This window comes from Hydrocarboniphaga sp. FW305-C-57, from assembly GCF_058783045.1.
The window spans coordinates 670,212-688,815 of record NZ_JBYSYG010000001.1; the positions used below are offsets into that span (position 1 = coordinate 670,212).

Genomic DNA, 18,604 nt, shown 5'->3' on the forward strand with positions numbered 1-18,604 from the left:
CCGTTCAATCGAGATCGGCGAGCAGCGCGTCCGGCGTGTCGGTGAAATCGCGCGTCGAGTTCGGCATGCGTAGCGCATGCTCGGCGATGCCGCTGCGAAACACGAAGCACGATCCATTGACATGCCCGGTCTGTGCGGCGTTTTCGAGTGGATCGAGCGTGACCGTGCGTGAGCCCGAGATCATCACCGCGCGACGCATGACGACGATGGCTTCGAGTGCGTCCACATCGGTGAATGTCTCGCGAGCCCAGGGCAGCATCTTCTGCCACGAACGGCCCGCGTAGGGCTCGGGCGCGAGAATGTTCTGGTCTTCGACGCTCCAGTGCAGCACTTCGCGGCCATCGCAGGCCAGCCGCAGTTCGCGCGGGCCCTGGAGCTTCCACCACGGCGCCTCGATATCGTACTGACGCCGCACGGTTCCGCGCGCCGCATGCGCGATCGCCAATCCGGCGGTATCGAACATGTGCGTGCATTGTTCGCCGGGCGGCGTGTGGCGGAAGATGGCGGTCGCATCGGGCGTGAGCTTCATGCCGACGAGGCGTTTGAGCTGATGCGCGGCCGGCACGCAGAGCGTCCACGGAGTGCGGAGGGCGCTGCCTTCGATCGCGGTGACGCGCTCGCCGTCGTGGTGGATCTCGACGCCGTAGCGATGCGGATCGTCCTCGAGGTCGGCGCGTGCCCAGCCGGGCCCGGTGATGATGCGCAGCCGGCGCCGGTAGATTCCGGGCCGATGCTGCGAATAGAGCGGGGAGACGCTCATGCGGGCGGCGAGGACGCTTCACCGCGGCGGCGAAAGCGCTCGCTGACACCGGCTTCCGACAGCACACGGAACACCGCGTCGGAAGCGGCGATCAGTTTGCCTGCGCTCGTGAATTCCACGTCGACGAAGGCGATGCTGCGGCCCTTGCGCCGGATGTGGCCGCGTGCCTCGACCCAGTCCCCGAGCCGGGCCGAGGCGATCATCTGCGTCGACAGCTGCAAGGTCACGACGGTCGGCGTCGGCTCAGGGCCGGCGATCAGCGTGTAGGCGGCAACGAAATCGGCGAAGCCCGCGATGAAGCCGCCATGCAGTTCCTTGAACGGATTGCAATGGTGTTCATCGGCACGCACGCCGAGCACCGGATAGTCGTTCTCGCGCTTGACCCAGAACGGGCCGATGCGCCCGACGTAGGAGCGATTGAAAGTCGGCTCGAGCAGGCTGAAGCCAGCGGGAATATCGGGATGTTCCGTGCTCATGCGCCCGCCTTCGGGAAGCTCACCGCGGACAGAATGCGCAGCAAGCCGGCCTTGCGAACGAGCCCGATCAGTTCGGGCTGGCGCACGAAGATCGAGCCGCCGAAGGACATCGCATTGAGCGAGATTCGCTCTCCGTCCTGCTCCCAGGTTTCGCGGCTGCGGGGAACCAGCAACAGCCAGCCGCGCATCGCGAGCAGGTTGTAGGCCGGCAGGCGCTCGCCTTCGGCAGCGCGCAGGCCGCAGAACTCGCAGGCCGCGCGATAGGCGTCGTGCAGGCGCTTGCCGGCCGCTTCGAGCGAATCCGGCCAGGTGTCTTCGAAGCGCACGAAGGCGTGACGGAACGGCAAGGCATCGAGCTGTTGCGGGGCTTTGCCGGCACTCACGCTGGGCAACAGCGCCTCGATCAGCGGTGCGGTGAATGGCGCGATCTGCAGGTGCCGATGCTGCACGCTCGCCCCGGCCGTGGTGCCCGAGTTGTAGAAGGCCAGGCCTTCGATGTCCCGCATCGCCTGCGCGAGCGCGGCGAAGTCCGCGCCTTGCAGCGGCAATTCCTGGTCGACGAAGGCCCGGCTGATCACGAGTACGTGATTGAGCAGTACCGGAAACTTGTTGAGCAGCAGCACGTGCTCGGCGCCGAGGTCGGCGACGTGGAGCGCCGGGTCGTAAGGGAGGAACGGATTGAAGCTCGCCGAAGGCTTGGCGCCCGGTTTCGGGATGCTCGCCTGGTCCTTGCGCTCAAGCGAGGAGGCCCACTCGATGCGATACGGCAAGCCGTTCTCGCTGGCTTCCTCCCGCGCGACGTGGAACGGGACCAGTGCGGCGCTCGCGAGCGCGCGCCGCGTGGTTTCGGCGCTGGCCTCGGCCAGGTTGATGATGCTCATGCTGTCTTCCGTCAATCGATCGAGGGATGTGCAGGCGGAAGACTAACGCGAGCCCGCGGGCGGTGCGCTCGGCACGTCCTTGAAAGCGCCCTTGTCGACGCGAATCTCGGGCGGCAGGCCGAGCACGCGTTCGGCGAGCACGTTGCGCAGGATTTCATCGGTGCCGCCTTCGATGCGGTGCAACGCGCCGAAGTGGAACATCCAGTGGAAGAAGTAGGCCTCGTCGTCGCCTTGGCTCTGCACGAGCGCGCGCGAGCCGAGCAGGTCGAGGCCGAAGGCCGCGATCTCCTGTGTGGTATTGGCACCGACGAGCTTGCCGACCGAGGCTTCGGGGCCGGGTTCGCCGCCAGCGGCGAGCGCGGTCAGCAGACGCTGCACACCGAAGCGGATGCCGCAGTCCTTCGCATACCAGTCGGCGAGCTTGAGCCGCACGGCTTCGGAGTCGATCGGCTTTGCGCCGCTCGCATCGGGCTTGATCGCGAGTTCGAAGATCTCCTCGAAACCCATCGGCGTGCTCGCGCCGATGGTCATGCGCTCGTTCATGAGCGTGGTCAGCGCGACTTTCCAGCCGTTGTTCACGCCGCCGAGCACCTGGGCGTCGGAAACGAAGACGTCGTCGAAGAACACTTCGTTGAAATGCGCGTGGCCCGACAGCTCGGCGATCGGTCGCACCGTGAGCCCGGGCGACTTCATGTCGAGGTAGAGCATGGTCAGGCCCTTGTGCTTGACCGCGTCCGGATCGGTGCGCACGAGTGCCATGCCCCATTCGGCGTAGTGCGCGCCCGAGGTCCAGACCTTCTGTCCGTTGAGCCTGAAGCCGCCGTCGACCTTCTCTGCGCGCAGTCGCACACCCGCGAGATCGGAGCCTGCCGCGGGCTCGCTGAACATCTGGCACCAGACGTTCTCGCCGCGTGCGATGGCGGGCAGGAAGCGGCGCTTGTCGGCATCGCTTGCGAAGGCCATCAAGGTCGGCGCGATGAAGCCCTGGCTGATCATGAAGGGCCCGTTGAGTTCGACGAACGGGCCTTCTTCTTCCTGGAAGATCACGTTCTCGACCGGCGACAGCCCCTGGCCGCCGTACTCGCTCGGCCAGACCAGGCAGGCCCAGCCGGCATCGTGCTTGGTGCGCTGCCAGCGCTTGGACAGCGCGATCCAGTCGGCTTCGTTCTCGAACGGCTTGCCCGCGAAACGCAGCTTGCGCGCGATCGCGACCTGGTCCCAGGGCGCGTGCTCGCGAATGAAGGCGCGTGCACGTGCGCGGAAATCGGCTTGTTCGGCGGTGTCGGCGAGATTCATGGGCGTTCTCAGGCGGCGGAGGCGTGCTGGCTGACGAGCAGGCTCACGAGGCGCTCTTTCCAGAACGTCTGCGAGCCCGGCGAACTCGCGAGCGATTGCGCGCGCCGGTAGTACAGATGGGCGTCGGATTCCCAGGTCACGCCGATGCCGCCGTGGATCTGCAGGCATTGCTTTGCGCAAAGCCGGAACGCCTCGCTCGCCGAAATGCGCGCGACTGCGGCCGCTTCGGCGACCCGGCTGTCGTCGCTCGCGAGCGCGGCGGCTGCGTAATAGCAGTTCGATCGTGCGAGCTCGAGCGTGGAGAGCATGTCGGCCATGCTGTGCTTGAGCGCCTGGAACGAACCGATCGCGCGTCCGAAGGCGTAGCGCGTGAGGCTGTAATCGCGTGCCATCTCGAGCGCCGCCTGTGCGCCACCGAGCTGTTCGAAGGCGGTGAAGATCGCGAGGCGGTCGAGTATGCGTTGCCAGAGCGCATGGGCCTGCGTTCCGCTTGCGAGCGATGTCGCCGGCGCGTTCGTGAGTTTGAAGCTGCCGGCTGGGTGAAGCAGGTCGAGCGTCGTCTCGACATCGCCGGCGCGTGTCGCCGCGCAAAGCTCGACGAGCAGCAGACGGGCATTGTTCTTATCGCCGACCAGCGTGATCGCGGCATTCGCCGATGCCGCATCGAGCAGCAGTCCGGTCTCGCCGCTCAGCTGCGTCGCGGCCGCCGAGAGTGACGGTGCCTGCTGCCAATCCTGCGGCATCAGCAGCATACCGATTGCCGAGCCATCGGCGATCCTGGACAGCCATCGCGCCTGTGCCTCGGATGCATCGCAGAGCGACAGCGCGTTCGCGAATCCGCAGCTCGATACGCCAAATGGAATCGCCGCGAGTGCGCGGCCGCACTCTTCTGCGAGGACGCAGAGCACAAGTTCTCCCAGCTCGCTACCCCCGAAGCTTTCGCCAACGCCGGCCGCGAGCCAGCCGGTTTGCGCGAGGCAGTCCCAGAGCTCCAGGTCACGCTCGTGTCCGCGTTCGATCTGCTGCAGCGCCGAGCGCGCGTTGCTCGAGGCGAGCACGGTGCGGAACTCCTCGCGAATGGCGTCGATCTCGGCTGAAAAGGCCAGATGCATGGTGTGTTCTCTCCGGCTGCTCTACGGAGCCTGAATGCGGGAATGGGGCGATGGTATGCTGCGCTCGCCGAATAATAGTGTACCATTTTGAATGCCCGTTCCAGCCGGCCCGATCCGGCATCGAAATCCAAGCTAAATCGCGGGCGCAGCAGGAGGAGAGCGCAGTGAATCCAATCGATCCGCGGCAGTTCCGTAACGCCCTCGGAGCTTTCACCACCGGCGTCACCGTGGTGACCACGCGCGATGCGCAGGGCCAGGATGTAGGCCTGACCGCGAACAGCTTCAGTTCGGTTTCACTCGATCCGCCGATGGTGCTCTGGAGCCTGGCCAAGAACGCCAATAGCCTGCCGGCCTTCATGGACAGCGATCACTTCGCGGTGCACATCCTGTCCACCAGGCAGCAGCCGATGTCCGATCGCTTCGCCAAGCGCGGAACCGACAAGTTCGGCGGGCTCGACTTTGCGCGCGGGCATGGCGGAGTTCCGCTGCTGAACGACTGCGCGGCCCGATTCGAATGCCGCATGGCTTATCGCTACGAAGGTGGCGACCACATGATCTTCGTCGGTGAGGTTCTCAAGTTCGAGCACTTCAACCTGCCATCGCTCGTCTACCAGTCCGGCGGCTACGCGCTCGCGGTGAAGAAGCCGGCGGAGTACGCGGCCGAGGACGCGAGCTATTCGAGCGAGAGCTTCGGCCGCAATGCGCTGACCTATCTGCTCGGCCGCGTGTATCACCAGATGCGCTTTCAGCTCAAAGCGTTTCTCGAAGAGCGCGAGCTCGACGATGTGGGGCATCAGGTGCTCGGCATCCTCGGCATTCGCGACAGCCGCAGCATCGACGAACTCGATGCGCTGGTGCGCATCACGGGCACGCGCGTGCACGCCCAGTCCCTCGAGCCGCTGGCCCGTCGAGGGCTCGTGGGAATCGAAGGCAAGGACGGACAGGCGATCGTGCAGCTGACCGATGCGGGTCGTGAGCTCGGCATCGAAATCGTCGCGGCGACGAAATCGATCGAGGACGATGCCCTCGAAGTCTTCGACCCGACCGAAGTCCAGGTGATGACGCATCTCGTGCGTCGCCTCGCTCGCCGTACCTCGGTAGAAGCCCCGCCGCTGTGGAAGAAAGCGGATTGAGAATCCCTGCATGCGAGGCCCTTGCCCTTCTCCTTCGGGCGAAGGTGGCGCATAGCGCCGGATGAGGGATATTCGGTGATGGCTAGACCTGGCTATCGCTGAAAATTTCTTGCCGCGGCCCTCCCCGGAGGGAGACGGAGAAAGCAATGGCTCCTGTCACGCCCCGCGCGTCGCTCCACCAGGATAGTTGCCGCCACCGAACAGCTTGTCGAGCGTCGCATAGTCCACCGCGCCGGCCGCCGTGCGCGGCAGCTTCTCGATGAACTCGACATGGCGCGGTTTCTTGTACGAGGCGATGTGGGCGCGGCAATGCTCGATGAGTTCTTCGCGCGTCGCGCTGCTGCCCGGCTTGAGCTGCACGATCGCCTTCACGCTCTGCACCCACTTGTCGTCGGGCACGCCGATGATGCCGCAGTCGGCGACTGCCGGATGCGAGCGCAGGCAGCCTTCGACTTCGGCCGGATAGATGTTCTCGGCCATCGACTTGATCATCTGCGTCTTCGGCCCGACGAAGCTCAGCGAGCCGTCGTTCTCGCGGCGGCCGAGGTCGTTCGTGTAGTGCCATCCACCACGCTGGCGCTGCGCGTTGAGCTCGGGCCTGCGCCAGTAGCCGTGCATGACGGTCGGCCCGCGAATGACGATCTCTCCGGTTTCACCCGGCGCGACTTCGTTGTCGTCCGCATCGAGGATGCGCACCATCGCGACCGGGCCGGTGCGGCCGTTGCGTGAGGCGCACTTGCCGAAGCCGTAGTACTGCCAGACCACAGGACCACCGACTTCGGTCTGGCCGAAACCGAACAGGCTGCGCTCCGGCGTAACCGTGACCATCGCATCCCATTCGGGCGACAGGCTCGGCGAGCGCAGGCATTTGAGATCGTAGAGACCGCCGCGATTGAGTTCGACGATTTCGTGCTGCGTCTTGCCGACGAGGAAGGCCAGCGTGCAGCGATGATTGTGAATGTGCTCGGCCACCGCGCGCGCATCGGTGCGGCGGATGAAGACGTTGGTTCCGCCGACGTGGAACACGGCGGTGCTGACCATCAGCGTGCCGATGTGGAACAGCGGACCGGAGTTCAGGAACACGGTTTCGCTGCGCAGCGCCTGGATGTCGACGAGCGAGAGGTTCTGCCAGAGCAGGGCGGTCTGGCTCATCATCGCCCCGTTCGGTCGTCCCGTGAACGCGGCCGTGTACATGATCATGCACGGCAGCGAGGGATCGCTGGTTCGGCCTTCGGCGGCCATCGCATCGAAGCGCGAGCCCGAAGCGACGTAGGCATCGTAGGAATCCGATCCGTGCGAGTCGAAGGCGACACAGGTCGCCGGCTTGAAGCGCGCGGCCTCGCGCGCGGCCAGCACGGTGGCGCCGATCTCCTGGTCCTGCCAGATCGCGACCTTGGGCTCGAGATCGTCGATCACGAAGGCGATCTCGGCCGCGGTCTGCCGCCAGTTGAGCGGGCAGAACTGGGCGCCGATGCGTGCGCAGGCGATCAGCAGCTCGAGAACCGCGTGCGTGTTCTGGCCCATCCAGAGCACGCGGTCACCGATGCCGACACCCGAAGCCTGCAGCGCGTTGCCGAGCTGGATCACGCGATCGGCGAGCTGTGGATAGGTGAAGACGCGATGTTCGAATACCGCGGCGATGCCATGGGGATGCGTGCGGCGATGCTCTTCGAGCAGGCCGTCGAGCGTAAGGGAATGCAGGACGTCGTTCATCGGAAGGACTCGGTGCGACCGCCGGCGGTTGGCATGTCGTGATTTGAATAGGATACCATTTAGACCAACAGATTCCAGAGCCTGGTCGCAGGGCCTGGCCACCCAACGATTGGAGGAGATTTCCAGTGTCCCAGGCCTATATCGCCGGCGTCGGCATGATTCCGTTCCTCAAGCCCGGCAAGAGCGAAACCTACGAGAAGATGGCCGAAGCGGCCGTGCGCGCCGCACTCGCCGACGCGGGCATCGACTATTCGCAGATTGAAGAAGCCGCCGTCGGCTACACGATGGGCGATTCCTGCAATGGCCAGGAGGCCTTGTACCGCCTCGGGCTCACGGGCATTCCGATCGTCAACGTCGAGAACGCCTGCGCGTCCGGCTCATCCTCGGTCTATCTGATGCGCCGAGCGGTCGAAAGCGGCGACGCCGACATCGCCATCGCGGTCGGTTTCGAGCAGATGCCGCAGGGCTCGCCGATGAATTCGTTTGCCGATCGTCCGATGTTCTCGAAGATCAAGGAGGCGACACGCGCGATCCAGGGCTGGGAAGAAGACACCGCGATTCCGCTGCAGGTGTTCGGCGGCGCCTACAACGAACTCAAGCGCAAGTACGGCTACAAGGACGAGACGTTTGCGATGCTCTCGGTGAAATCGCGTGCGCATGCGCAGCACAATCCGTATGCGCTTTTCCGTGAAACCACCACGGTCGAAGCGGTGCTCAACTCCAAGCCGATCTGGGGGCCGCTGACGCTGTTCCAGTGTTCGCCTTCGACCTGTGGCGCGGCGGCGGCGGTCATCGTCTCGGAGCGCGTGAAGCGTCGTCTGGGCCTCGATCGTGCGGTGCGTATCGCCGGCCAGGCGCTTGCGACCGACGTCGATGAAAGTTTCGCTTCGATGAGCATGTGCGACGTGGTCGGCGCCAAGGTCTCCGCGCGCGCTGCGGCCAAGGCTTTCGACTTGGCTTCGGTCGGGCCGGAAGATGTCGACGTGGTCGAGCTCCACGACTGCTTCACTCCAAACGAAATCGTCTGCTACGAAGCGCTGGGCTTCACCAAGCCTGGCGAATCCGAGCAGTTCATTGTCGAAAAGCAGAACACCTACGGTGGCCGCGTCGTCGTCAATCCGTCGGGCGGCCTGCTGTCGAAGGGGCATCCGATCGGAGCGACCGGCATCGCGCAGATGTGCGAACTCGTCTGGCAGCTGCGTGGCGAAGCGGGCAAGCGCCAGGTCGAGGGCGCGCGCGTCGCGATGCAGCACAATGTCGGTCTCGGCGGTGCGAGCGTCGTCACCATCCTGCGCAAGTGAGCACGACATGAGCTTCGAAATCGACTATCGAATCGGCGTCAACTGGGAGAAAGGCGAGGCCGGCGAGCCGATCGACGACTTGAACCCCGCCAATCAGAACGAAGTGCTCGCACGCTTCAGGCTTCTGAGCCGCGAGCAGCTGAGTCGGGCGATGGATGCAGCCGCCAAGGGCGCCGTGATCTGGCGCAAGACCTCGGCGATCTCGCGTGCGGGCGTGCTCAGCAAGGCCGCCTTGACGCTGCGCGCGCAGCGCGACGAGATCGCGCGTGTGATCTCGCTCGAAAACGGCAAGACGCTCGCCGAGGCGAGTGTAGAAGTCGAGAAGAGCGCGGACTTTCTCGACTTCTACGCGGCGACTGCGCGCCTGCCGCAAGGTGGACAGATCGCCGACGGCCGTGCCGGTACGCACGCGATGGCGATGGTCGAGCCGATCGGCATCGTCGTCATGATCACGCCATGGAACGATCCGATGCTGACGCCAGCGCGCAAGCTCGGCCCCGCACTGATCAGCGGAAACGCGGTGGTGCTGAAGCCGGCGCGCGAGACGCCGCTCGCGGCCTGGTATCTGGTCAAGGCGCTCGTCGATGCGGGCCTGCCCGAAGGCGTGCTCAATCTGGTCATGGCCGATCACGCGGCGCTCGACGAACTCATGCTCGGGGATGCGCGCATCGCGGCGGTGACGTTCACGGGTTCGACCGAAGTGGGTCTTGGGCTATCGCGCAAGCTCGCGGGTCGCAACGTGCGCCTGCAGGCCGAAATGGGTGGCAAGAACGCATCCGTGGTGCTCGCCGATGCCGATCTCGATCTCGCGGTGACGACGATCGTCGGTGCCGGCTTCGGGCAGGCCGGACAGCGCTGCACGGCGACGAGCCGCGTCATCGTCGAAGCGTCAGTGCACGATGCCTTCGTCGCCAAGCTCGCCGATGCGCTCAAGGCGCTCGCGCTCGGCGCCGGTACGCAGGCCGGGACCAAGATCGGTCCGGTGGTCAGCCGTCGTCATCAGAAGGAAGTGCTTTCGCACGTGCAGGGCGCGCGTGAATCGGGCGCGACGATACTCGTCGGCGGAAATGCGCCGCAGGGCGAGTCGCTGAGCCAGGGCTGTTTCGTCGAGCCGACGCTGATCACCGGTGTGACCGAGCAGATGCCGATCTGGCGCGACGAGGTGTTCGGCCCCGTCGTCGCGGTGCGTGCGGTTGCCTCGTTCGATGAGGCCATCGCCGCGGTCAACGACTCGCAGTACGGCCTGTCGGCTGCGCTGTTCACGAATTCGCTGCGTGACTCACAGCGCTTCCTCGATGAAGCCGACACCGGCCAGGTCAGCATCAATCTGCCGACTTCGGGCTGGGACGTGCATCAGCCCTTCGGTGGCTTCAAGGATTCGGGCTCGGCGTTCAAGGAGCAGGGCCTCGAGGGCCTGCGCTTCTACACGCGCACGAAGATGGCGGCGATTCGCTTCGAGTGGTGAATCGGCGGTCGATGGCGACTTTCAGCTGACCAGAAAGCCGCCATCGACCGCGAGTGTCTGTCCGGTCGTGTAAGCCCCGCCGGCACCCGCGAAGAACAGCACGGCCGCCGCGACTTCGTCGACCGTGCCCATGCGGCCGGTGATCCAGCGTTGCGGGTTCGCGGCCGGTCCGAGCACCGGAGCCGCGGTCGGGTCGCGCGGACCGTCGCTCGCGATCGGCCCGGGCAGGATCGCATTGACGGTGATGCCCTTGGCCGCGAATTCGAGCGCAGCACCCCGCGTGAGCGCATTCACGCCGGCTTTCGCCGCGCTGTAGTGCGCATTGCCGAAGGTCGCCGGATGCACGGACGCGACCGACGAAACATTGACGATGCGTCCACCTCGTCCAGTCTCGAGCATGAGGCTGACGGCCTGCTGCATGCAGACGAACAGGCTGCGTAGATTGAGTTGATGCACCGCGTTCCACTGCTCGGCGGTGATCTGCAGGAAGTCGTACTTCGGATAGCTGCCCGCGTTGTTGACGAGAATGTCGACGGTGCCGAAATGGGTGCGAGCCGCGTCGAACATCGGCCCGATCTCGCTCTCGTTCGTCAGGTCGATGATGTAGGCGCGGGCCGCACAACCGGACTCGCGCAACTTCGCGACCGCGATCTCGGCTGCCTGCGCATCGCGATCGGCGATCACGAGCTTCGCGCCGGCCAGGGCGAGCGCGCGTGCGATGCCGAAGCCCATGCGCGCGGCTCCGCCGGTCACCAGGGCGGTGCGGCCTTGCAGCCCGAAGAAGGTGTCGAGAATGGAATTCATGTGAAGACCGCCGTGGTGATCGACCGATGCGACTTAAAGCCCGTAAATGCTGGACTCCGTATCGATAGTGCACTATATAAGGAGACAAGAGAAGCGCGGCCAGAAGCAGCCGGCCGAACGCTGAAACTCACCATAAAGCGGCTGTTGAAGATCGCAGTGCATCGAAACGATGCGGCCCTACGAGGAGAGAAGCATGGCTGATTCACCTGTCGGCACGTCCGCGACCCAGGTCTTGGTTCCGCCGCACGTTCCGTCGCATCTGGTCGTCGATTTCGATTACGTCAACGATCCCTTGTTCAAGCAGGATCCGCGCGCGGCCTACATGCGTCTGCGTTCCGGGCCGGACATCGTCTACACGCCGCATCAGGGCGGACACTGGATCGCCACGCGCCGCGAGATCATGAGCGAGGTGTTTCAGGATCACGATGCGTTCACCACGTTTCCGTATGTGATTCCGCGCAGCGCGTCGAGCCCGACGCCGGTGCCGTTCACCGAAGTTCCCGCGCCCGACAGCCTCAAGTATCGTCGCCTGCTGTCTCCGCTGACGACGGCCAAGCAGGTCTCTCGCTTCGAAGACTATGCGCGTGAGCTCATGCGCGAAATCCTCGACGAGGTGCAACCCAAGGGCAGCTGCGATTTTGCGGTCGAAGTGGCTCAGAAGCTGCCGATCTTCATCATCATGCGCTGGCTCGATCTGCCGTTCGAGGATCGTTTCCTGCTCATGAGCAACGTCGACAACGTGCTCTCGCATCCCGATCCGGCCGAGCGCAGGAAGGCGCGGGAATTCACCGTGCGCTACGTGACGGACGTCGTCGCCGAGCGCCAGCGCAACCCGGGCGAAGACCTGATCAGCCAGCTCGTCAACGGCATCGTCGATGGGCGCAAGGTCACGCTCGAGGAAGGCGTGTCGATGGCGCGCAATCTCGTGCACGGCGGGCTCGATACCGTGCGCAACGCGATGTCTTTCTTCGCCTGGTATCTCGCGCAGAATCCGCAGCAGCGCAAGCTACTCGTCGAGGATCCGTCGCTGATTCCGGCGGCCGTCGAAGAACTCATGCGCGTCTACGCGATTCCGAACATCCCGCGCAGTGTCGTGCGCGACATGGAATTCCACGGTGTCTCGCTCAAGCAGGGCGATCAGATTCTGCTGCCGCTCGTGCTCGCCGGGCTCGACGACAAAGCCTACGACGATCCGCTCGCGGTCAACTTCAAGCGGCCGAACCTGCGCCACATCAGCTTCGGTCTCGGTGCGCATTCCTGCGCGGGAGCGAATCTCGCGCGCGTTGAGCTACGTGTGTTTCTCGACGAATGGATGCGCCGCATTCCGGACTTCCGGCTCGTGCCGGGAACCCAACCGACGACGGCGGGTGGCATCGTCCTGGCGGTGCGTTCGCTGCAGCTGGAGTGGAATCGATGAGCGCTGCTCTCATCGCACGGCCGCAGGCGTTTCGCGTCGCGGTCGAGCCTTCGCAGATCGACGATCTACGCACGCGGCTTGCGCGTACGCGCTGGCCCGATCAGCTGCCTGAGGCCGGTTGGGATTACGGCGTCGAGCTCGGAGCACTGCAATCGCTCTGCCGCTACTGGGAGCGCGATTACGACTGGCGCGGCTACGAATCCCGCTTCAACGCGCATCCGCAGTTCACGAGTGAATTCGAAGGCCAGCACCTGCACTTCTACCATCGGTGCTCGCCCGAGCCCGATGCGAAGCCGTTATTGCTCGTGCACGGCTGGCCGGGCTCGGTCGTCGAGTTTCACGACGTCATCGGCCCGCTCGCCGATCCGCGCGCGCACGGCGGCGATCCACGCGACGCGTTTCATGTGGTCGTGCCTTCGCTGCCGGGCTATGGCTACTCGGGTCCGACGACGCGCCGCGGCTTCGGCGCGGATGACATCGCCAAGACCTTCGACGCGATCATGCGATCGCTCGGCTACGCGCGTTATTTCGTGCAAGGCGGCGATTGGGGCACGCTGATCGGCACCTTGCTGGGCGCGAACTGTTCGGCGCGAGTCGAGGCCCTGCACCTGAACGTGGCGAGCGCCCCGCCCGCCGATCCGGCCGATCCGCGCGCCGGACTCGATGCGGCCGCGCTTGCCGACGTCGAGCACAACGCGCGCTTCTTCAAGACCGAGATGGCCTATCGCGAACTGCAGTCGACCAAGCCGAGTTCGCTCGCGGTCGGGCTCATGGATTCGCCGGCCGGGCTGGCCGGCTGGCTGCTTGAGAAGTTCCGCACCTGGAGCGACTGCGACGGCGATCCGCTGCGCGCGTTCACGATCGACAAGCTGCTCGACAATCTCTCGCTGTACTGGCTGACGGGCACGATCGCCTCGTCGATGCGGCTCTACTTCGAGGACGCGCATCCGGACCGGCGCCGCACGCAGCTGCCCTCGGTGAGCATCCCGACCGGCATGGCGCGTTTCCCGGCGGAATTCCTGCGCTTTCCGCGGGCTTGGCTGGAGCGCAAGTACAACATCGTGCACTGGAGCGAGATGAAGCGCGGCGGGCATTTCGCCGCGATGGAGCAGCCGCTGGCTTTCGTCGACGACCTGCGGCTGTTCTTTTCGCGTTTCCGCTGAGGCGAACACTCTCCGTGCGGCTGTCGCCGCCTGCACAGGGCGCTGGTTCTCCCACCAGCCCCTCTCCCGGTCCTGCGGACCACCCTCTCCCGCAGGCGGGAGAGGGGACTGCAAGGGAGCGATCGCGTTGCGCGGTTTCCGCCGATGTTCCTCTCTCCCGCTTGCGGGAGAGAGTTCCCGCGTAGCGGGGGAGAGAGGGGCTTTAGTCTTTCGATGTCGGGACGATGAATCGAACGCCGAAAGCCCCTCTCCCGCACGCAGGAGAGGGGACGCTAGTTAGCGAAATGCGCCTAAAGCCGTCTCAAAGCCCGGCCGCATCCTTCCAGCTGGTTTTACCTGCCTCGACGATCTTCTCGAGCAGTTCGGCCGGTTTCCAGAACTCGCCCTGCTCGGCGTGGTAGGCGCGAATCTTTTCGAGCACCTTGTCGAGGCCCTGCTGCTCGGCCCAGAACATCGGCCCGCCCTGATGGCGCGGGAAGCCGTAGCCGAACACGTAGGTGACGTCGATGTCCGACGCGCGGATCGCGATGCCTTCGCCGACGATCCTCGCGCCCTCGTTGACCATCACCGACAGCACGCGCCAGACGATTTCCTCGTCGCTGACCTTGCGGCGCTCGATGCCCAGATCCGCCGATACCTTGACGATGAGCGCTTCGATTTCCGGATCGGGCGTGGCACTGCGGCCGTCGTACTTGTAATAGCCGGCACCCGTCTTCTGGCCGTAGCGGCCGAGTTCGCAGATGCGATCGGCGATCGGCGAGTAGCGTTGCGTCTTGTCACGGAACTGCTCACGGTACTGGCGGATGCGCCAGCCGACGTCGAGGCCGGCCATGTCGCGCATCAGGAACAGGCCCATCGGGAAGCCGAAGCCCTGCAGCGCGGTGTCGATCTGCCACGGTGTGGCGCCTTCCTCGAGCAGGAAATCGCACTCGCGGCCGTAGGCGGCGAGGATGCGATTGCCGATGAAGCCGTCGCAGTTGCCCGCGAGCACCGGCACCTTGCCGATCTGCTTGGACACCGCCATCGTGCGGCCGATGATCTCGGGCGAGGTCTTGGCGCCGCGCACGTTCTCGACGAGCTTCATGACGTTGGCCGGCGAGAAGAAGTGCATGCCGATCACGTCCTGCGGACGCTTGGTCACGTTGGCGATCTGGTCGATGTCGAGGGTCGAGGTGTTGGTGCCGAGGATCGCGCCGGGCTTCATGACGCCGTCGAGCGTCTTGAACACGCCCTGCTTGATTTCCATGTTCTCGAACACCGCCTCCACGACGATGTCGGCGTCGCCGATGTCGGCGTAATCCGTCGTGGTGCTGATGCGCGACAGGCGCTCGTCCATCTGCGCCTGCGTGGTCGATCCGCGCGAAACCGAGGTCGCGTAGTTGCCCTTGATGCGGGCCAGGCCGGCGTCGAGCGCTTCCTGCTTGAGCTCGAGAATCTTGACCGGAATGCCGGCGTTGGCGAACGACATCGCGATGCCGCCGCCCATGGTGCCGGCGCCGATGACGGCGGCCGACTTCACGGGAGCGGGCTTCAGGTCACGCGGCACGTCCGGAATCTTGGCGGCTTCGCGCTCGGCGAAGAACATGTAGGTCAGCGCCTTGCGCTGCGGGCTCGCCTGGGTTTCGCGATAGACCTTGAACTCGAGTGCCGCGCCTTCGGCGAACGGCAGCGTGCAGGCGGCCTGCACCGCCTCGACGATCTTGTACGGAGACAGCAGGCCCTTCCACTTCTTCTCGTTCTTCTTGATCGCGTCGGCGAAGATCGCCGGATCGGTGTTCGCGACCTTGTCCTGCAGCTGGCTGGTCACGCGCAGCGGACGGCCTTCGGCGATGATCTTTTTGGCGAACGCAATCGCACCGGCCAGCAGATCGCCTTCGACGAGCTCATCGACGATGCCGAGTTCGAGCGCCTTGCTGCCGTTCACCGGCGCGCCGCTCAGGATCATGTCGAGCGCCTTGGCGCCGCCGACGAGGCGCGGCAGGCGCTGGGTGCCACCGGCGCCCGGCATGATGCCGAGCGACACCTCGGGCAGGCCGAGCCTGGCCTTGGCCAGCGCGACGCGCCAGTGCGCGGCGAGCGCGATCTCGAGGCCGCCGCCGAGCGTGTTGCCGGCCAGCGCGGCGACGATCGGTTTGGGCGAAGTCTCCATCGCGGTCAGGCCTTCGATCGTGGTCGGCGGCGGCAGCGGCTTGCCGAACTCCTTGATGTCGGCGCCGGCGACGAAGGTGTCGTTGGCTCCGATCAGCACGGCCGACTTGACCGACTCGTCGGCGGCCAGGCGGCCGACCGATTCGAGCAGCCCGACGCGAATCCCCTGGTCGATCGCGTTGACGGGCGGGTTGTTCAGGGTGATGACGGCGACGCCGTCGATGACGCGATAGTCCACGGTGGACACGAGAATCTCCTCGGGGCGGCCGCAGCGTGCCGGCGGGCGGCGTCTGCGTGGCGGTTTTCTGATGGGCTTTCGAAGCTTGAAGCGATGAAGCGCTTCTAAATGGGATACTAAAACAATCCGCCGGCTTTTCCCACTGGTGATGGACAGGGTCGTCCCTCACTCGCTGGAAAGTTTCAAACAGGATGCTAAAAAATAGGCCGCGAGGGTCGCCCGGACGATTTCGTCGATGATCGGCGCTGTAATTTGTAAACGCTTCAAGTAAGATCGCCGGACGGCACGGAAGACAGCGGCCAAGGCTGCGACCCAGAAGAGAAACCCGAAAGTCGCCGAGCCGATGAAACGATCATCAAATTCCGCCACGAATCGCTCAGGAAGGGCGGCGACAGGGACTCAAGGACATATGAAGCGCACGAAGGCATCAGGCTCGCGCACGGCAGCGGCAGCTCTGGTCCGCAAGGCCAAAGTCAAGGCGAAGGTCGAGGCGCCGGTGGAGCCGGAGATCGAAACGACCGTTCCGGACGACGAGCTCGACGAGGCCGCCGCCGGCCGTCCGCGGCTCATCGACGTCGCCCGGCTCGCGGGTGTCTCGCTCGGCAGCGCCTCGCGTGCGCTGTCGTCGCCCGACGCGGTGCGCGCCAACACCCTGCGCAAGGTGCGCGAGGCGGCCGACCGGCTCGGCTACGTGCCCGACGGCGCCGCGCGCGCGCTCGCCCTGCGCCGCAGCATGACCATCGGCGCGGTGCTGCCGACGATCAACAACCCGATCTTCTCGGACTTCGTGCAGGCCCTGCAAAAGACGCTCGGCCGAGCCGGCTATCACCTGCTGATCGCGACGCACGAATACGATCTCAAGGAAGAAGCCGCCGTGGTCGAGCGGCTCGTGCAGCGCGGTATCGACGGCATCGTGCTGATCGGTACCGATCATCCATCCGCGATCTTCCGGCGCATCGAGCAGGCGCGCCTGCCTTACGTCTGCGCCTGGTCGGTCGACGAGGCCCGCGCGCATCCTTGCGTAGGCATCAGCAACCGCCGCGCGATGCATCGAGTCGTGCGGCATCTGCTCGATCTGGGTCATCGCCAGTTCGCGATGGTGTCCGGCGATCCGGAGCACAACGAGCGCGCGCGCTCGCGCATCGAGGGCGTGATGGATGCCTTCGCGCTCGCCGACGTCGAGTTCAAGCCTGATCGCATCTATTACGGCCCGTACTCGATCGAGGCCGGGCGCGAGGCCCTGCGCAAGGCGATGGCGCTCAAGACGCGTCCGACCGCGCTGATCTGCGCCACCGACCTGCTCGCCGCCGGTGCCCTCGCCGAGGCGCGTGCGATGGGCATCCGCGTTCCCGAGCAGCTGTCGATCTCGGGCTTCGACGACATCGAGATCGCCTCGCTGCTCGACCCGCCGCTGACGACGCTGCAGGTGCGCACGAGCGAGATCGGCCGGCTGTCGGGCGAAGCGCTGCTCGCCACGATCAAGGGCAAGACATCGCCGACCGTGGAGATCGAAACCACATTGAAAGTGCGCGGCAGCACCGGCCCCGCGCCGCAACGCTGACACGACGGAGAGCGGGATTGGATTCTGTCGACTGCATCGTCATCGGCGCTGGCGTGGTGGGGCTCGCGATCGCTCGCGAGCTCGCACGGGCCGGCCACGAAACCATCATCATCGAGCGCGAAAATGCGTTCGGCACCGTCACGAGCTCTCGCAACAGCGAGGTCATCCACGCGGGCATCTACTACCCGCGCGGCTCGCTCAAGGCGCAGCTTTGCGTGCGTGGGCGCAACCAGCTCTACGACTATTGCGAGCGCTACGGCGTCGAGCATCGGCGCAGTGGCAAGCTCATCGTCGCCACGAACGAAGCGCAGCATGGCGAGCTCGAAAAGCTGCGCCAGGCCGCGATCGGCAATGGCGTCGACGACCTGCGCCTGATCGACCGCGCCGAGGCTTTGAGCCTGGAGCCGGCGCTCAACTGCACGGCCGCGCTGATCTCGCCGTCGACCGGCATCGTCGACTCGCACGGTTACATGCTCTCGCTGCTCGGCCAGGCCGAAGCGGCCGGCGCGATGCTCGCGTATCTGTCGCCCGTCACGCGCCTGGTGCCGACGGCCGAAGGCATCGAACTGCATGTCGGCGACGAGCCGGCTTTGCGTGCGCGCCACGTGATCAATTCGGCCGGGCTCGATGCGCCCGCGATCGCGAGTCGCGTCGAAGGTCTTGCGTCCGCGCACGTGCCGAAGGCCTATTACGCCAAGGGCTGCTACTTCACGCTCGGCGGTCGCGCGCCGTTCTCTCGGCTGATTTATCCGGTACCCGAGCCGGGCGGGCTCGGCGTGCACCTGACGATCGACCTCGGTGGACAGGCGCGCTTCGGCCCTGACGTGGAATGGGTTTCCGAGCCCGATTACCAGGTCGATCCGCGTCGCGCCGACCGCTTCTACGACGTGATCCGCCAGTACTGGCCGGCGCTGCAGGACGGCAGTCTCGCGCCCGGTTACGCCGGCATCCGCCCCAAGATTTCCGGTCCCGGCGAGCCCGCCGCGGACTTCCGCATCGAAGCTTCCGGCACGCATGGCGTGACCGGACTCGTCAACCTGTTCGGCATCGAATCGCCCGGACTCACGGCCTCGCTCGCGATTGCCGAAGTCGTCGCTTCGCTGGTTGAACAGGCGGGCTGAAACGCACATTGAACA

Annotated in this window: 16 protein-coding genes; 7 read left to right on the forward strand and 9 right to left on the reverse strand. The window is 65.6% G+C overall.

Going from position 1 to position 18,604, the window contains the following annotated elements:
* Positions 1–4 precede the first annotated feature (4 nt).
* From AC3WUM_RS03120 to AC3WUM_RS03140, 5 genes are read right to left on the reverse strand one after another with little or no spacing between them, the layout of a single operon-like run.
* The gene (locus AC3WUM_RS03120) at positions 5–760 is read right to left on the reverse strand and encodes a DUF2889 domain-containing protein (protein WP_492408638.1); all 756 of its coding nucleotides are present in this window, start codon (positions 758–760) and stop codon (positions 5–7) included.
* Positions 757–1,236, reverse strand: coding sequence for a PaaI family thioesterase (locus AC3WUM_RS03125; RefSeq protein WP_492408639.1), 480 nt, complete (start codon positions 1,234–1,236; stop codon positions 757–759). The genes AC3WUM_RS03120 and AC3WUM_RS03125 overlap by 4 nt, the downstream gene beginning before the upstream one ends.
* Positions 1,233–2,117 (reverse strand): ATP adenylyltransferase family protein, encoded by an 885-nt coding sequence (locus AC3WUM_RS03130; RefSeq protein ID WP_492408640.1) that lies wholly within the window; start codon positions 2,115–2,117, stop codon positions 1,233–1,235. The genes AC3WUM_RS03125 and AC3WUM_RS03130 overlap by 4 nt, the downstream gene beginning before the upstream one ends.
* Positions 2,118–2,159: 42 nt before the next feature.
* Entirely contained in the window at positions 2,160–3,413 is a 1,254-nt protein-coding gene (locus AC3WUM_RS03135; protein ID WP_492408641.1) for an acyl-CoA dehydrogenase family protein, read from the reverse strand.
* A gap of 8 nt (positions 3,414–3,421) precedes the next feature.
* Positions 3,422–4,525: an acyl-CoA dehydrogenase family protein gene (locus AC3WUM_RS03140; protein ID WP_492408642.1), complete on the reverse strand. Its 1,104-nt coding sequence runs from the start codon at positions 4,523–4,525 to the stop codon at positions 3,422–3,424.
* A 164-nt stretch (positions 4,526–4,689) separates the two neighbouring features.
* Between AC3WUM_RS03140 and AC3WUM_RS03145 the strand changes: the two genes are divergently transcribed.
* On the forward strand, positions 4,690–5,658 hold the full coding sequence (locus AC3WUM_RS03145) for a flavin reductase (protein WP_492408643.1): 969 nt from the start codon (positions 4,690–4,692) through the stop codon (positions 5,656–5,658).
* Between the two features lie 156 nt (positions 5,659–5,814).
* Here AC3WUM_RS03145 and AC3WUM_RS03150 read toward each other — a convergent pair whose 3' ends face one another.
* Positions 5,815–7,371 (reverse strand): AMP-binding protein, encoded by a 1,557-nt coding sequence (locus tag AC3WUM_RS03150; protein ID WP_492408644.1) that lies wholly within the window; start codon positions 7,369–7,371, stop codon positions 5,815–5,817.
* A 125-nt stretch (positions 7,372–7,496) separates the two neighbouring features.
* On the opposite strand from AC3WUM_RS03150, the gene AC3WUM_RS03155 reads away from it, so the two are divergent.
* Together AC3WUM_RS03155 and AC3WUM_RS03160 are read left to right on the forward strand one after the other, a co-directional pair.
* Positions 7,497–8,672 (forward strand): thiolase C-terminal domain-containing protein, encoded by a 1,176-nt coding sequence (locus tag AC3WUM_RS03155; RefSeq protein ID WP_492408645.1) that lies wholly within the window; start codon positions 7,497–7,499, stop codon positions 8,670–8,672.
* A 7-nt stretch (positions 8,673–8,679) separates the two neighbouring features.
* On the forward strand, positions 8,680–10,137 hold the full coding sequence (locus tag AC3WUM_RS03160) for an aldehyde dehydrogenase family protein (protein WP_492408646.1): 1,458 nt from the start codon (positions 8,680–8,682) through the stop codon (positions 10,135–10,137).
* 21 nt (positions 10,138–10,158) lie between these two features.
* Here AC3WUM_RS03160 and AC3WUM_RS03165 read toward each other — a convergent pair whose 3' ends face one another.
* Positions 10,159–10,941, reverse strand: coding sequence for an SDR family NAD(P)-dependent oxidoreductase (locus AC3WUM_RS03165; protein WP_492408647.1), 783 nt, complete (start codon positions 10,939–10,941; stop codon positions 10,159–10,161).
* Between the two features lie 193 nt (positions 10,942–11,134).
* On the opposite strand from AC3WUM_RS03165, the gene AC3WUM_RS03170 reads away from it, so the two are divergent.
* Together AC3WUM_RS03170 and AC3WUM_RS03175 are read left to right on the forward strand one after the other, a co-directional pair.
* Positions 11,135–12,358, forward strand: coding sequence for a cytochrome P450 (locus tag AC3WUM_RS03170; RefSeq protein WP_492408648.1), 1,224 nt, complete (start codon positions 11,135–11,137; stop codon positions 12,356–12,358).
* Positions 12,355–13,521: an epoxide hydrolase family protein gene (locus tag AC3WUM_RS03175; RefSeq protein WP_492408649.1), complete on the forward strand. Its 1,167-nt coding sequence runs from the start codon at positions 12,355–12,357 to the stop codon at positions 13,519–13,521. The genes AC3WUM_RS03170 and AC3WUM_RS03175 overlap by 4 nt, the downstream gene beginning before the upstream one ends.
* A 301-nt stretch (positions 13,522–13,822) precedes the next feature.
* Here AC3WUM_RS03175 and AC3WUM_RS03180 read toward each other — a convergent pair whose 3' ends face one another.
* Positions 13,823–15,916, reverse strand: a complete 2,094-nt coding sequence (locus AC3WUM_RS03180; RefSeq protein WP_492408650.1) for a 3-hydroxyacyl-CoA dehydrogenase NAD-binding domain-containing protein — start codon at positions 15,914–15,916, stop codon at positions 13,823–13,825.
* Positions 15,917–16,072: 156 nt separating this feature from the next.
* Positions 16,073–16,276: a hypothetical protein gene (locus tag AC3WUM_RS03185; protein ID WP_492408651.1), complete on the reverse strand. Its 204-nt coding sequence runs from the start codon at positions 16,274–16,276 to the stop codon at positions 16,073–16,075.
* A 40-nt stretch (positions 16,277–16,316) separates the two neighbouring features.
* Here AC3WUM_RS03185 and AC3WUM_RS03190 point away from each other — a divergent pair, with 40 nt between their 5' ends.
* Together AC3WUM_RS03190 and AC3WUM_RS03195 are read left to right on the forward strand one after the other, a co-directional pair.
* A complete protein-coding gene (locus tag AC3WUM_RS03190; protein ID WP_492408652.1) occupies positions 16,317–17,468 on the forward strand; it encodes a LacI family DNA-binding transcriptional regulator in 1,152 nt (383 codons plus the stop codon).
* A 17-nt stretch (positions 17,469–17,485) separates the two neighbouring features.
* A complete protein-coding gene (locus tag AC3WUM_RS03195; RefSeq protein WP_492408653.1) occupies positions 17,486–18,589 on the forward strand; it encodes an NAD(P)/FAD-dependent oxidoreductase in 1,104 nt (367 codons plus the stop codon).
* Positions 18,590–18,604 lie beyond the last annotated feature (15 nt).